Annotated in this window: 14 protein-coding genes; 11 read left to right on the forward strand and 3 right to left on the reverse strand. The window is 70.7% G+C overall.

The genetic code is table 11. From position 1 onward, the window contains the following. The first annotated feature begins 15 nt into the window (after nt 1-15). The 9 genes from ABD289_RS02590 (at nt 16) to ABD289_RS02630 (ending at nt 9,010) form a co-directional block, all read left to right on the forward strand. On the forward strand, nt 16-834 hold the full coding sequence (locus ABD289_RS02590; protein WP_344126029.1) for an ESX secretion-associated protein EspG: 819 nt from the start codon (nt 16-18) through the stop codon (nt 832-834). A gap of 161 nt (nt 835-995) precedes the next feature. Further along, a complete protein-coding gene (locus ABD289_RS02595; RefSeq protein ID WP_344126031.1) occupies nt 996-2,309 on the forward strand; it encodes a M16 family metallopeptidase in 1,314 nt (437 codons plus the stop codon). Next, entirely contained in the window at nt 2,306-3,673 is a 1,368-nt protein-coding gene (locus ABD289_RS02600) for a M16 family metallopeptidase (RefSeq protein WP_344126033.1), read from the forward strand. The genes ABD289_RS02595 and ABD289_RS02600 overlap by 4 nt, the downstream gene beginning before the upstream one ends. A 26-nt stretch (nt 3,674-3,699) precedes the next feature. Then, nucleotides 3,700-4,626, forward strand: a complete 927-nt coding sequence (gene nudC / locus ABD289_RS02605) for an NAD(+) diphosphatase (protein ID WP_344126035.1) — start codon at nt 3,700-3,702, stop codon at nt 4,624-4,626. 154 nt (nt 4,627-4,780) lie between these two features. After that, nucleotides 4,781-6,865: an ATP-dependent DNA helicase UvrD2 gene (locus tag ABD289_RS02610; RefSeq protein ID WP_344126037.1), complete on the forward strand. Its 2,085-nt coding sequence runs from the start codon at nt 4,781-4,783 to the stop codon at nt 6,863-6,865. Between the two features lie 161 nt (nt 6,866-7,026). Then, complete coding sequence (locus ABD289_RS02615) at nt 7,027-7,224, forward strand: hypothetical protein (RefSeq protein ID WP_344126039.1); 198 nt, start codon at nt 7,027-7,029, stop codon at nt 7,222-7,224. A gap of 127 nt (nt 7,225-7,351) precedes the next feature. Continuing rightward, nucleotides 7,352-7,717 carry a WhiB family transcriptional regulator gene (locus ABD289_RS02620; RefSeq protein WP_344126041.1) on the forward strand — a complete coding sequence of 122 codons (366 nt, stop codon included), beginning with the start codon at nt 7,352-7,354 and terminating at the stop codon, nt 7,715-7,717. A 72-nt stretch (nt 7,718-7,789) separates the two neighbouring features. Continuing rightward, a complete protein-coding gene (locus tag ABD289_RS02625; protein ID WP_344126043.1) occupies nt 7,790-7,999 on the forward strand; it encodes a hypothetical protein in 210 nt (69 codons plus the stop codon). A 111-nt stretch (nt 8,000-8,110) separates the two neighbouring features. After that, on the forward strand, nt 8,111-9,010 hold the full coding sequence (locus ABD289_RS02630; protein WP_344126045.1) for a class I SAM-dependent methyltransferase: 900 nt from the start codon (nt 8,111-8,113) through the stop codon (nt 9,008-9,010). A gap of 18 nt (nt 9,011-9,028) precedes the next feature. Here the strand turns inward: ABD289_RS02630 and ABD289_RS02635 are convergent, their stop codons facing one another. Next, a complete protein-coding gene (locus ABD289_RS02635) occupies nt 9,029-10,354 on the reverse strand; it encodes an ABC1 kinase family protein (protein WP_344126047.1) in 1,326 nt (441 codons plus the stop codon). Nucleotides 10,355-10,631: 277 nt separating this feature from the next. Then, nucleotides 10,632-10,781, reverse strand: a complete 150-nt coding sequence (locus ABD289_RS02640; protein WP_010693945.1) for a DUF5679 domain-containing protein — start codon at nt 10,779-10,781, stop codon at nt 10,632-10,634. 225 nt (nt 10,782-11,006) lie between these two features. On the opposite strand from ABD289_RS02640, the gene ABD289_RS02645 reads away from it, so the two are divergent. Beyond that, nucleotides 11,007-11,567: a M48 metallopeptidase family protein gene (locus ABD289_RS02645; RefSeq protein WP_344126049.1), complete on the forward strand. Its 561-nt coding sequence runs from the start codon at nt 11,007-11,009 to the stop codon at nt 11,565-11,567. Between the two features lie 78 nt (nt 11,568-11,645). Here the strand turns inward: ABD289_RS02645 and ABD289_RS02650 are convergent, their stop codons facing one another. Then, a complete protein-coding gene (locus ABD289_RS02650) occupies nt 11,646-13,079 on the reverse strand; it encodes a zinc-dependent metalloprotease (RefSeq protein WP_344126051.1) in 1,434 nt (477 codons plus the stop codon). Nucleotides 13,080-13,184: 105 nt separating this feature from the next. On the opposite strand from ABD289_RS02650, the gene ABD289_RS02655 reads away from it, so the two are divergent. Then, nucleotides 13,185-14,213 carry a YlbL family protein gene (locus ABD289_RS02655; RefSeq protein ID WP_344126053.1) on the forward strand — a complete coding sequence of 343 codons (1,029 nt, stop codon included), beginning with the start codon at nt 13,185-13,187 and terminating at the stop codon, nt 14,211-14,213. The last annotated feature ends 53 nt before the right edge of the window (nt 14,214-14,266 follow it).

A 14,266-nucleotide genomic window follows, 5' to 3' on the forward strand; every position in this document is an offset into this window, starting at 1 on the left:
TGGGGAGTACATCACGTGAGCGTGTTGGGTCGGTGGCAGCTGGCGCCGGTGCACCTGGACATCGTCTGCAAGTACCTCGAGATCGAACGGCTCACGATGCCGATCAGCACCCGGTCCTTCGGGCGCACCGCCGAGGAGTTCAGCAACATCGGCCGGGCCGAGTACCCGGCGATGGAAGCCGCCGGCGTCGTCGTCGACGACGAGATCGCGCCGCCGCTCGTCGAGGCGCTGAAAGTGCTCGCCACGCCGTACTTCTGGGTGGACTCGCTGTGGTTCCCGCAGCCCGGCACCGACCACTGCTGGCGTGCCCTGGCGGCGTTCACCGACGAGAACCGCGTCGTGCTCGGCGTGCAGGCGCCCGGCGAAGACCCCCAGCGCGGCGGGCTGCTCACCGTCGAGGTGTACCAGAACGTTCCGCTGCCGTCGGTCGTGCTCGGGACGCTGCCGCCCGCCAAACCCGGTACCGCGGGCATCGTGCGCGTCCCGCACAGCTCGCTGAACCGGGAACAGGCCGAGGACTACGACCCGAGCAACATGATGCAGTCGGCCACGCCCCGTCGCGGCAGCAGCGGTGATCGCCAGGTCGCCCTGCTCGAGCAGCTCGGCAACGCGCCGCACGTGCGCCTCGGGCAGCTCGCCGCCAACCGGCGCGACCAGTACAACCGGCGCAACCGCACGCAGACCATCTCCTGGTTCGACAACGCCGAACCCGACGGCCGCTACGTCAACAAGGTCGAGCGCGGCAGCACCGGTGAGCCCGTCTACGCCCTGCTGCCCGCCGACGCCCGGCTGATCGGCGGCGAGATCGACGGATTGATCAACAGCCTCCGGTGATCGACCGTGGCGGTTTTGCCCACGAACGGCCCGCGAACCCGCACGAGCGGAGGAGTTCGCAGGTCCGACGGGTTGCCCCGGGGTGCCGGAATGATCACGACACGCCGATTCGTGTGGAAGGGGCTCCACACGAAGCCTGGGCTCGGACGTAGGCTGCGGGCATGGTCGAACCACAGCTGCATCGCGTTACCTTGCCCAATGGGCTGCGCGTGGTGTTGGCACCGGACTCCGCAGCGGGCCAGGCCTCAGCCGGGCAGGCCCCCGTGATCGGTGTCAGCGTGCACTACGACGTTGGATTCCGCTCCGAGCCCCAGGGGCGCACCGGCTTCGCGCATCTCTTCGAGCACCTGATGTTCCAGGGCAGCGAGAGCCTCGAGAAGCTCGCGCACTTCCGGCACGTGCAGGGCTCGGGTGGTGTGTTCAACGGTTCGACGCACCAGGACTACACCGACTACTACCAGCTGCTGCCCTCCGCGGCCCTGGAACGCGCGCTGTTCCTGGAGGCCGACCGGATGCGCGCGCCGAAGCTCACCGAGGAGAACCTGGCCAACCAGGTGGACGTGGTCAAGGAGGAGATCCGGCTCAACGTCCTCAACCGCCCCTACGGCGGTTTCCCCTGGATCCTGCTGCCGCCGGTGCTGTACTCGACCTTCGCCAACGCGCACAACGGCTACGGCGACTTCACCGACCTCGAGAAGGCGACCGTCGACGACTGCGCCGCCTTCTTCGACACCTTCTACTCCCCGGGCAACGCGGTGCTGACCGTCGCGGGCGACCTCGACGTGGACCGCACCATCGAGCTCGTCGAGAAGCACTTCGGCGACGTGCCCGCCCGCGCGGTCCCGCAGCGCCCGTCCTTCGGCGAGCCGCTGCCCACCAGCGAGCAGCGCGGCAAGCAGACCGACCCGCACGCGCCGCTGCCCGCCGTGGCCCTCGGCTACCGGCTGCCCGACCCGGTCGGCGAGATCGACTCCTACCTCGCCAACGTGGTGCTGGCCGCGCTGCTGTCCGACGGCGACGCCTCCCGGCTGCAGCAGCGGATGGTGCACCAGGAGAACCTGGTCGTCGACGTGCACGCGGGCGCGGGCCTGATGGGCGCGCCGCTGGACGCGCGCGACCCGGACACCTTCACCTTCACCGCGATCCACACCCCCGACGTCGGGGTGGACCGGGTGATCGGCGCCATCGACGAGGAGCTCGACAAGCTCGCCTCCGACGGCCCGAGCGAGGACGAACTGCAGCGGGTCACCGCCCGCTGGGCCGCCAGCCTGCACCGCGAGCACGACCGCGTGGTCTCCCGGACGCTGGACCTGGGCAGCGCGGAGCTGCTGCACGGCCGTGCCGAGATGGTCTCCGAGCTGCCCGACCGCATCGGCCGGATCCGCGCGGCCGACGTCTCCGCGGCGGCCAAGGCGATGCGCGCCGACGCCCGCGCCGTGCTGGAGATCGAACCCGAGAACGGAGGTGCGGAATGACCCGCGCTACGCACCGCAGCGCCGAGGAGATCGGCCGCACCGAGCTCGGCCCCCGGGCGCTGCCCGAACTGGCTGAGCGACGCACCGGACGCCCGCCGGAGACCGTGGACACCGTGCTGGACAACGGGCTGCGCGTGATCGCGGCCCGGCACGGCGTGGTGCCGATGGTGGAGCTCCGGCTGCGCATCCCGTTCGCCGGGGACTCGCCGCAGCACCCGGCCCAGGCCGAGATGCTGGCCGAGACGCTGCTCACCGGCACCGCCAAGCGCGACCGGGTGCAGATGGACGTCGACCTGGCCAAGGTCGGCGCCGACATGCACGCCGTGGTCGACCCCGAGCGCCTGAGCATCGCGGGCGACGCGCTGGCCAGCGGCCTGGACACGGTTCTCGACGTGCTCTCCGACGCGCTGACCGGCGCGGTCTACCGCGACGAGGAGATCGAGGGCGAGCGCGCCCGCCTCGTGGAGCGGATCAGCGTCGCGCGCTCGCAGCCGCGCGTGATCGCGCGCGAGGAGCTGCAGCGCCACCGCTACGGCGACCACCCGTTCGTCCACGAGGTCCCGCAGGCCGAGGACGTCGCCGAGGTCACCGCCGAGCAGGTCCGCGAGCTGCACCGCGCCGCCGTGCTGCCGCGCGGTTCGGTGCTGGTGCTGGTCGGCGACATCGATCCCGAGCAGGCCGTGGCCGACGTGCAGCGCGCGCTGGGCGGCTGGAAGTCCGAGGGCTCCGCCAACGAGCTGCCGCAGCTGCCGGAGGTCACCGGTGGTGACGTGCGGCTGGTGCACCGGCCCGGTGCCGTGCAGTCGCAGATGCGGCTGTCCGCGCAGGCGGTGCCGCGCACCGACCCGCAGTACCCCGCGCTGCAGATCGCCAACCTGTGCTTCGGCGGCTACTTCTCCTCCCGGTTGATGGAGAACATCCGCGAGGACAAGGGCTACACCTACGGTGCGCACTCCTCGTTCGAGTTCACCAAGGGCAACGGCACCCTGCTGGTCGACGCGGACACCGCCAGCGAGGTCACCGCGGCCGCCCTGCTGGAGACCCGCTACGAGCTCTCCCGGATGGCCGTGGTGCCGCCGACCGAGAGCGAGGTCGAGTCCGCCCGCCAGTACGCCATCGGCGGGCTGCTGACCTCCACCTCCTCGCAGTCCGGCCTGGCCTCCACGCTGGTCGGGCTCGCCTCGGCGGGGCTCGGCCAGGACTGGCTGACCGCCCACCCGGGCAGGCTGGCCGAGGTCACCGTCGAGCAGGTCGTCGAGGCCTCCAAGCTGTTCGCGCCGACCTCGTTCACCGGGGTGGTCGTCGGTGACGCCGACGAGCTCGCCGAACAGATGCGCATGCTCGGCGGTGTGCGGACGGAATGAGCGCTTTACCGGACGGAAGCCAGGGCATGACGCGCGAAGCGCTCGCCGGTACCGGTTTCCAGCTGGACAGCCCGCCGCTGCTCTCGAGGTCCACGGTGGATCGCCGGGAGGAGCTGCGGGACTCGCTGGACGGCGGTACCCGGTTGTGGAAGGCCGGCCGCGTGGTGCTGGTCGACAGCAAGGGCCGGACCCCGATCCACGCGAACGGCAGGCTGGCGATGCAGCCCGCCGCCGATTTCGGCGACGCTCCCGCGCCGACCTCCGTGCTGCTCGGCGTGGAGGACGACGTCAGCTACTGGGCGTTGCGCACCGACCACGACGGCGAAGCCGAGGGCTGGCTCGACCTGCGTCGCGGCGGTGGCCAGCTCAACGACACCGACGCGGGGCTGTTCACCACCGCGGTCGGGCTGCTCAGCTGGCACGACAACGCCCGCTACTGCGCGGTCTGCGGTGCCGGGACCACTCGGGTCCGCGTCGGCTGGGCTCGCCGGTGCACCGGCTGCGAGCGGGAGGAATACCCGCGCACCGACCCCGCGGTGATCTGCCTGGTTCACGACGGCGCCGACCACGTGCTGCTCGCCCGCCAGCCGATCTGGCCCCCGCACCGCTTCTCGGTGCTGGCCGGATTCGTCGAGGTCGGCGAGTCGTTGGAGGCCTGCGTGGCACGCGAGGTCGCCGAAGAGGTCGGGGTCGACTGCTCGGAGATCCGCTACCTCGGCAGCCAGCCCTGGCCGTTCCCGCGTTCGCTGATGCTCGGCTTCACGGCCACCGCCAGCCGCGATCAGCCGCTGATCCCGGCCGACGGCGAGATCGAGGAGGCCCGCTGGGTCCACCGCGACACCATCCTCGCGGCCCTGGACGCCGACGGCGAAGCGGTCGACGGCGTTCGCCTGCCGCCGAGCGTGTCCATCGCCTACCGGATGATCAAGGGCTGGGCCACCTGGAAACCGTGAGACCGCGCAGCGGTGACAGTTTTGCCTAAAACTGTCACCCACCAGGTCGAGGGCGTCAAAATTCTCGATCAGCGGCGCGAGTCGCGGTGCGCTGGGCGACACGTGGCGGTGGGTATCGTTCGGTCGGGGGCGTGGGTCTGCGAGACTGCCTGGCATGGCCGAACTACCGCGACTCCTGGAAGGTTTGGATCCGGAGCAGCGGGAGGCGGTTGCGGCGCTGCGGGGGCCGGTGTGCGTGCTGGCTGGTGCGGGCACCGGTAAGACGCGGACCATCACGCACCGCATCGCCTACCTCGTGCAGCGCGGGCTCGTCGCCCCTCAGCAGGTGCTGGCCGTGACGTTCACCGCGCGCGCCGCCGGCGAGATGCGGACCCGGTTGCGCGGTCTCGGCGCGGGCGGGGTGCAGGCGCAGACGTTCCACGCCGCCGCGTTCCGGCAGCTGCGCTACTTCTGGCCGCGGATGCACGACATGCCCATGTGGCAGCTCACCGACAACAAGTTCCGGCTGGTCGTCACCGCCGTGAACAAGCTCGGCATGTCCACCGAGAAGGAGGACGTGCGCGACGTCGCGAGCGAGATCGAGTGGGCCAAGTCCTCGATGATCAGCCCCGAGCAGTACCCGTCGGCCGCCGACGCCGCGGGGCGCGAGCCGCCGGTCGCCCCGACGCTGCTCGCCCGCGCCTTCGCCGCCTACGAGCAGGTCAAATCCCGCGCGCAGCTGCTCGACTTCGACGATCTGCTGCTGCACATCGCGGCGATCCTGGAGGACTCGCAAGAACTCGCCGAGGAGTTCCGCAGCCAGTACCGCTCGTTCGTCGTCGACGAGTACCAGGACGTCAACCCGCTGCAGCAGCGCGTGCTCGACGCCTGGGTCGGCAACCGCGACGACCTGACCGTGGTCGGCGACGCCAACCAGACCATCTACTCCTTCGCCGGAGCCGCGCCGAAGTGGCTGATCGGCTTCCCGCGCCGGTACCCGGAGGCGACCTTGGTCCGCCTGGAGCGCGACTACCGGTCGACGCCGCAGGTGGTGGACCTGGCCAACCAGGTCATCGGTGCTGCCCGCGAACGGCCCGCGGGCACCCGGCTCAAGCTGATCGGGCAGCGCCCGGACGGGCCGCGACCGGACTTCGCCGAGTACGACGACGAGACCGAGGAGGCCGAGGCGATCGCGCGCAAGATCGCGCAGCTGGCCAAGCGCGGCGTGCCGCTGTCCGAGATCGCGATCCTGTTCCGGATCAACGCCCAGTCCGAGGTCTACGAGAAGGCGCTGTCCGAGGCCGAGATCCCGTACCAGGTGCGCGGCGGGGAGCGGTTCTTCGCCCGCGCCGAGATCCGCAAGGCCATGTCGACGTTGCGCACCGCGATCGCCCGCGACGTCGCCGCCGACGACCTGCCGGGCGCGGTCCGGGAACTGCTCGTCGAGGTCGGCCTCACCGAGGAACCGCCCGCAGGCGGCAGCGCGCGGGAGCGCTGGGAATCGATGATCTCGCTGGTCGAGCTCGCCGAGGAACTCGTCGGCCAGGTACCGGACGCCGACCTGGCGCGCTACGTCGCCGAGCTCGACGCGCGCGCCGAGTCGCAGCACCCGCCGACCGTCGAGGGCGTCACCCTCGCCTCGCTGCACGCCGCCAAGGGCCTGGAGTGGGACGCGGTGTTCCTGGCCGGGCTGGTCGAGGGCACGCTGCCGATCCAGCACGCCGACACCGACGCCGCGGTCGAGGAGGAGCGCAGGCTGCTCTACGTGGGCGTCACCCGCGCCCGCGAGCACCTGCACCTGTCGTGGGCGCTGGCCCGCGCGGGCGGGCGGCGGTTCCGGCGCCGCAGCCGCTTCCTCTACAGCCTGGTGCCCGACGAGCACCCGGCCGCGCTGCCGACCAAGGCGAAGATGCGCGAGCAGCAGCAGATCAAGCCGAGCAAGCAGCAGGCGAAGCCGAAGTGCCGGGTCTGCGAGGCCGCGCTGGCCGGGACGATGGACATCAAGCTCGGCCGCTGCCGCGACTGCCCGTCCGATCTCGACGAGGACCTGCTGTCCGCGCTGCGCGCCTGGCGCAGCGAACGCGCCCGGCAGCTCAAGGTCCCGGCCTACGTGGTGTTCACCGACGCGACGCTGACCGCGATCGCCGAGCAGCGGCCCACCGACGTGCCCGCGCTGGTGGAGATCTCCGGGGTCGGCGCCGCGAAGATCCAGAAGTTCGGCGAGGACGTGCTGACCCTGATCAACGGCAGGCAGAACTGACTTGAGAGCGAAACCCCTGGTCGCATAGGTTTTCTGCGCACTCGGGGGAATACCCGAAAAATACGTTGCGCGATCTGCTGCGGGCCCCATAACCTGCTTGGGTGCGCGCGGCGAGAGCCGCGCCGACCGACCCCGCGAGCCCAGACGAGGAGGTGGCTGAAGTGGACACGACGATTTCGATCATCGACACCCCGAGTCACCTCATGGCCGGGGTCGTTTCGATGTATCAGGGCATCCGTGTGCCCGCTCCCGCCGACAAAAGCCGTGGTGACGTGCGTGTCCACCCGCGTCTCGACGTCTTTCCGGCGGGCGACCCGCACAAGTCGGTCCGTTGGCCCTTCCTGGATCCGCTGATCTAGGAGGAGCACAGGCTTTTACCAAGGCCGCGGACCCGACTCGGGGTCCGCGGCCTTTTTGTTTGTCTTTCCTGATCACAGCTGCCCCACAAGCGCAGATCGCCGTAGTCCGACTACTGGAGGAAGTCGTATGTTCACCGCGAGTGTGCCGATAGCCGACTCGGCCGAGGACTCGCAGCCCGAGGACGACAGCGTCGCGGAGTTGCTGGAGACGTCCGCGAAGCTGGACGACCAACTGCCCTGCAGGCGCGACCCGGACCTGTGGTTCGCCGACAGGCCCGCCGACCTGGAGCGGGCGAAGACCCTGTGCGCCGACTGCCCGCTCAAGGATCAGTGCCTGGCCGGTGCGCTGGCGCGCAGCGAACCCTGGGGGGTCTGGGGAGGAGAGATCTTCGAGCACGGCCGCGTGGTGGCGCGCAAGCGCGGCCGCGGCCGTCCGCGCAAGCACCCGCGTCCCGAGGACTCCCGCCCGGCCGAGCGGGGCCGGGCGGCGTAACCGCACCAACGAGTTGACCTTCCCGCTGCGGGAGGTCGGAAAGTCAGGGCCGAGATGTCCTACGCCCACGCCTTGAGTCGGCAACACGCCGAGACCACGATCGTTCCCAACAGCGCGGAGGCACACGCCTTGTTGCCCGAAGAACTGTCCCGGATACGTCACGAAGAGCTGCGGGCCGAGGCGCAGCGACAACGCGAGGCCCGCAGGCACTCCGCCGGACGCTGGTGGAGATCGCTGGCCCGCTACGCCACCGAGCGGGCCGAAGCGGCCGAACGCCGCTGAACGATCGGTCTCCCGCGCGGTCGCGACCGGCCGCGCGGGAGACCGGACCGGTTTGCCGGAAGGGCAAATCGATGTGCGTCCGGTCCGCGCCGCGGTCTACGCTCATCGCTCGTGGCTGGACATTCGCACTCGCACGACAACATCGACTGGGACGAGCACCTGCAGCGGCTCCGCGCGGCCGACGAGTTCAACGCCCCCGAGATCGAGGAGCTCGTCGACAAGCTGCTCAACCCCGGTGATCGCACGGTCATCGAGATCGGCGCCGGGGCCGGTGGCACCGCCGCGGCCTTCGCCGCCGCGCTCAGCGGCGCCGACGCCGAGCTGACCATCGTCGACACCGCCGAGCAGCTGCTGGCCGCCGCGGGGGAGCGCGCGGCCGAGGCGGCGGGCGAGACCGGTGCCGACATCGCGGTGCACACCGTCCGCGCCGACGCCGCCGACGACGCCCTCGCCGGGGAGATCACCAAGGCGGGTGCCACCTCGCGGGCCGACCTGGTCTACGCGGCGTTCGTGGTTCACCACCTGCCGGACCAGCTCGCCGGTCTGCGCCGCCTGGCCGACCTCGTCCGCCCCGGCGGACGGCTCGCGATCGTCGAGTTCGGCCTGCAGACCAAGGTCCTGCCCGCCGACATCGGCATCGGCGAGCCCGGGCTGGAAGCCCGCCTGATCGCGGCGCGCGAGGAGTCGTTCCAGCAGATGCGCTCGGACATGGAAGGCTGCGTCCGGCTGCCGATGGGATGGAACCGGGCGCTCGCCGAAGCCGGACTCGCCGACGCCCGGTCGTGGAGCTACCTCGTCGACCGCCCCGCCCCGCTCGACGAAGCCGGGCACACCGCGGTGCTGCGGCGCCTGGAGCTGTTCCGCAGGCACGCCGACGAGCGCGTCTCGGCGGAAGACCTCGCCACGCTGGACGCGTTGCTCGACCCGAGCAACGAGCACTACGCGGGGACTCGCGAGGACCTCTACTACCTGTCGGCCAACACGGTCCACGTCGCCACCAAGCCCAGGTAGCGGTCCCGCCCGCGCCGCTCAGGCAGTGGGGCGCTGGTCCCGGAAGCCCGGCTGGTAGGTCGTGATGATCTCCCGGGCGTCGAGCTCGGCGTCGAGCTGGCAGAGGATGCCGATGGCGCCCATCGTCACCCGGTGGATCAGCAGGTAGTCCGGCGGCAGGTTCAGCGAGCGGCTGGTGTGGAAGTCCGGGCTGCGCAGATCGCTGACCCGCTCCGCCTGGTGCTGCAGCCAGGCGCGGGTGAAGTGGAAGCGCTCGGTGCGCGCCGGGTCGACGAACGGGGCGAGGTAGGCCAGCACGTCCTCGGCCTGCACGTTCTGCTCCGGCCGGATGAAGCGCTCGGCGCGCATCAGCTCCAGCAGCTCCTCCGGGCGGTCGTCGAGCGCCAGCCGGATCATCGTGCCGAAGGTCTCCGGCATGCCTCCGGGCAGCCGGGAGACCGCGCCGAAGTCGATCACGCCCAGCCGCCCGCACGGCAGCAGCATGAAGTTGCCCGGGTGCGGGTCGGCGTGCAGCATCCCGATCCGCGACGGGGTGGAGTAGGTGAACTCCGCCAGCAGCCGTCCGGCCAGGTCGCGCTGCTCCCGCGAGCCCTCGGCGATGATCTTCGAGAACGGCGTCCCGGTGATCCACTCGGTGACGGCCACCTTCGGCGAGCTCGCCACCACCTTGGGCACCACGACCTCCGGGTCCCCGCTGAACTCCTTGGCGAACGCGCGCTGGTTGTCCGCCTCGATCCGGTAGTCCAGCTCCTCGACCATCCGGTCCTGCAGCTCGGTCAGGAGGGGTTTGATCTCCGCGCCGGGGGCCAGCGACTGGAACAGCCGGGAGAACCGCATCAGCTGGCGCAGGTCCGAGCGCAGCGCCTCGTCCGCGCCGGGGTACTGCACCTTGACCGCGACCTCGCGGCCGTCGTGCCACACCGCGCGGTGCACCTGCCCGATGCTGGCCGAGGCGGTCGGGGTCTCGTCGAACTCGCGGAAGCGATCGCGCCACCCGGTGCCGAGCTGCTCGTCGAGCACCCGGTGCACGCTCTCGGCCGACATCGGCGGGGCCGCCGATTGCAGCTTGGTCAGCGCCTCGCGGTACGGCCCGGACATCTCCTCCGGGACGGCCGCCTCGAACACGCTCAGCGCCTGCCCGAACTTCATCGCCCCGCCCTTGAGCTCGCCGAGGACCGCGAACAGCTGCTCAGCCGTTCGAATCGAGATCGACGAGTTGACCGACGTGGCGTCCTGGCCGGTCAGGCGCTTTCCCCAGCCCGCGGCGAGCCGTCCGGCGGCGCCCAGCGGCAGGCCGGCCAGCTTGGCGGTTCGATGGGCTGCTCGGCGGGGAATGTCGGCCACGAATTCTCCTAGGTGCGCGCAGGAAAACTCCCTCGACGCCGAAAGCGGGCGAACCGGCATTCGAAATCGAGAAACCTGGTCACATACTAGAGGTTCCGAGCCGGTGGTTGCGATCGTTGGAGGCCGCGAATCGTTTCCATCGAGGAGCGGGTGAAATGCGAATCACGGTCGCGGTGGTTCATTCGCGCGGTGCGCGGCCCTGAAGCGCCGACCGGGACGGCCGGCGCCGCTCACCGGGGCTGGCGGGGTGGGCCGTGACCGGCCCACCCGTGCCCGGTCATGCCTTGCCGAGGATGCGGGTCATCTTGGTGCCGCAGACCGGGCAAGTGCCCTTGGCCATCCGGCGCCCATTGGTCTCCGAGACCTCTCCGGAAAAGTCGCGCTTCTCCCGGCACTTGACGCAGTAGCCGTTGTACGTCTCGGCCACGGCTCCCCTCCTTCTGGTAATGACCCAGCGTCGATGCTGGATCCTCTCCGGGCCCTGTGGGCGGGCTGGACGAACGGTACAGGTGGCGCAATTCAAATGCATGCATTCAGGCCAGGGCATGTTCGACTCGATGGAGTAATCCTTCGGCGTTTGCGCCTGCTGTCGGATGAGGTGCAGCTCACAGGAGGGACCGTTTGTCGTGGTGGGTCGCTAGGGTCCACTTCCGTGGCTGAACCTGAGGTCGAGGTCCGCCGCAGCAAGCGCCGCCGGCAGACGGTGAGCGCTTATCGCGACGGCGAGAAGGTCGTGGTGCTGCTCCCGGCACGGATGAGCCGCACCGAGGAAAAGCGCTGGGTGGCGGACATGCTGAGCCGTCTGCAGCGCAGTGAGACGCGCCGTCGTTCGCCGGCGCGCGAGTCGGACTCGGCGCTGTCCGAGCGCTGCCGGGAGCTGTCCGCCAAGTACCTCGACGGACGGGCGAAACCGAAGTCGATCCGGTGGGTTCCGCCGATGCGGACGCGCTGGGCCTCGTGCACCCCGAGCGAGGGAACTATCCGGGTGAGTTCGCGCCTGAAAGATGTACCCGGTTGGGTGCTCGATTACGTGCTCGTGCACGAGCTCGCGCACCTGCTCGCGCCCGGCCACGGCGAGGACTTCTGGGCCTGGGTGCGCCGCTACGCCAAGACCGAGCGCGCGATCGGCTACCTGGAGGGCTTGTCGGCGGCTGCCCAGCTGGGCATCGACACGCACGCCGACGACGACACCGACGAGGCCGAGGGCGACTGATCACCGCGCCGGTCGCGGCGCGGTGAGAACGAAAGAGCCGGGGCGCCCCGCGGACGCCCCGGCTCTTTCGCTGCGCGGTTACTTGGACTCGGCGTCGCCGTTGCCGGAGTCCTCTTCGCCGGATTCCTGCTGGTCGGAGCCCTGCTCGCCCCTGGCGGCCTCGGCCTCCTCGGCGCGGCGGATCGCGGCGATCGGGTCGTCCAGATCGGCCGAATCCGTGCCCCAGCGGTCGGCGAAGTCCAGCGGTTCGTCCAGGTCGGAGGCGTCCGGCAGCAGGTCGGGGTGATCCCACACCCGGTCCCGGCTGTCCGTGCCGTGCCGCTCGCCCATCAGTCGCCAGAGGTTCGCGGCATCGCGCATCCGGCGCGGCCGCAGCTCCAGCCCGATCAGGGTGGCGAAGGTCTGCTCGGCGGGTCCGCCGCTGGCCCGGCGCCGCCGGATCATCTCGGCCAGCGCCTCGGTGCCCGGCACCCGGTCGGTCAGCGCGTCGGCGACCACGACGTCCACCCATCCCTCGACCAGGGCCAGCAGCGTCTCCAGACGCTTGAGCGCGGCCTCCTGCTCCGGGGTGGTCTGCGGTTCGAGCATCCCGGAGTTCATCAGCTCCTGCATCGAACTCGGGTTGGACGGGTCGATCTTGCTCGCCATGTCCTCCAGCGCCGAGGTGTCGATGCTGATGCCCTGGGCGTACTCCTCCACGGTCGCCAGCAGACGCTGCGCCAGCCACGGCACGTGGCGGAACAACCGGTGGTGCGCGGCCTCGCGGGCGGCCAGGAACAGGGTGGCCTCGCTGGTCGGCCGGTCCATGCCCTCGGTGAACTTCTCGATGTTGGCCGGCAGCAGCGCCGCGGTGCCCTCCGGCCCCAGCGGCAGACCGACCTCGGTGGAGGTCAGCACGTCCCCGCCGAGCTGCGCCAGCCCCTGACCCAGCTGCGAACCGAAGGTCATCCCGCCCATCTGGCCGAGCATGGACAGCAGCGGACCAGCGGCCTGCTTGGCCTCGTCCGGCAGCGCCTCCAGCCAGGCCGAGGACATCCGCTGCGCGACCGGGTCGCACAGCCGCTGCCACACCGGCAGGGTCTTCTCCACCCAGTCGACCGAGGACCAGGTCTGCACCGAGCGCACCCCAGCGGGCAGCGCGGTGGCCGCGTCGAGCCACAGCTCCGCCAGCCGCACCGCGTCCTCGATGCTCTTGACCTGCTCCTGGCTGGGCCGCTCGGTGCGGCTGTTGTTGTGCAGCTGCTGCACCGCGAGCTGCTTGGCCAGGTCGTAGTTGACCGGCCCCTGCTGGGTGCCGCCGGAGCTGCTCATGGCCTGGCCGAGCTGCGTCAGCATCTGACCGAGCTGGCCGATGTCGAAGTTGGGCATGCCGCCCGGACCGGGCATACCGGTGAACCCGAACGGATCATTCGGGTTGGAACCGGAACCGCCCTCAGAGCGGCCTTGCGACGAGTCGCCCTTGTCAGGGTCGTCGGGGTCCTGCGAGCTGAACCCGAACGGCATATTGGTCATAGTTCCACCGTACGCGGCGTGGCTGGGGAGAGCGTAGACCTCTCGGCTACTTCCGGGGCGAACACCGCGCACATCGCCAACAGCGAACACGTACGCTGTGGCCTCGTGAATCGCCGCACCTGGACGCTGTTGACAAGTGTCGTTCTGGTCGTCGCCTTCGGGCTGCTCGGCGCGTTCGTACCGGTGCCGTTCGTCGCCCTGGGGCCCGGCCCCACCTACGACACCCTCGGCACCGACGGCGACAAACCGGTCATCGAGGTCGACGGACGACAGACCTTCCCGACCGCCGGTCATCTCAACATGACCACGGTGTCGGTCACCGACCGGTTGTCCCTGTTCGGCGCCCTGGGCATGTGGGCCTCCGGCCGCTACGCGCTGGCTCCCCGCGAGGTGTACTTCCCGCCGAGCAAGAGCGAGCAGGAGGTCGAGCAGGAGAACGCCCAGGCCTTCGACGCCTCGCAGAACAGCGCCGAGACGGCCGCCCTGCGCTACCTCGGCTACCCGATGCAGGTGGAGGTCGGCCAGACCATCCAGGGCGGCCCCGCGGAGAACGTCCTGCAGCCCGGCGACCAGCTGATCTCGGCCAACGGCAAGTCGGTCACCGACCCGCAGTCGCTCAAGGCGGCGCTGTCGGGCACCAAGCCCGGCGATCGCGTGGAAATCCGCTTCTCCCGCGACGGCGGCCCGGAGCAGGTCGCCAACATCCAGCTGGGCACCTACCCGGACAGCGACGAGATGCAGGGCTTCCTGGGCGTCTCGCCGACGCAGCAGCCGGACGTGCCGTTCGACATCAAGATCCACCTGGCCGACGTGGGCGGCCCCTCGGCCGGGCTGATGTTCAGCCTGGCGATCGTGGACAAGCTGACACCCGGCGACCTCAACGGCGGCAAGTTCGTCGCGGGTACCGGGGAGATCGACGCGGCCGGCACGGTCGGCCCGATCGGCGGCATCCAGTTCAAGATGGTCAAGGCCCGCGAAGCCGGAGCCACCACCTTCCTGGTCCCGGCCGAGAACTGCGCCGAGGCCAAGGCCGAGGCGCCCGAGGGACTCGGCCTCGCCAAGGTGCACACCATCGAGGACGCCACCAAGGCGCTCGAGGCGCTGCGCCGGAACCAGGCCCCGGCGAGCTGCTGAGCGGTCGCCGCAGCAGAACCGTCCCCGGCGTGCCCAGCACACCGGGGCGGTCT

It is taken from the genome of Saccharopolyspora halophila (genome assembly GCF_039531955.1).
Lineage (GTDB): Bacteria > Actinomycetota > Actinomycetes > Mycobacteriales > Pseudonocardiaceae > Saccharopolyspora > Saccharopolyspora halophila.

Bases quoted from the DNA above. Each gene is read 5' to 3' on its own strand.
- nudC (WP_344126035.1), top strand. From the start codon at position 3,700: ATGACGCGCGAAGCGCTCGCCGGTACCGGTTTCCAGCTGGACAGCCCG.
- ABD289_RS02600 (WP_344126033.1), top strand. From the start codon at position 2,306: ATGACCCGCGCTACGCACCGCAGCGCCGAGGAGATCGGCCGCACCGAG.
- ABD289_RS02650 (WP_344126051.1), bottom strand. From the start codon at position 13,079: ATGACCAATATGCCGTTCGGGTTCAGCTCGCAGGACCCCGACGACCCT.
- ABD289_RS02620 (WP_344126041.1), top strand. From the start codon at position 7,352: ATGTTCACCGCGAGTGTGCCGATAGCCGACTCGGCCGAGGACTCGCAG.
- ABD289_RS02595 (WP_344126031.1), top strand. From the start codon at position 996: ATGGTCGAACCACAGCTGCATCGCGTTACCTTGCCCAATGGGCTGCGC.
- ABD289_RS02610 (WP_344126037.1), top strand. From the start codon at position 4,781: ATGGCCGAACTACCGCGACTCCTGGAAGGTTTGGATCCGGAGCAGCGG.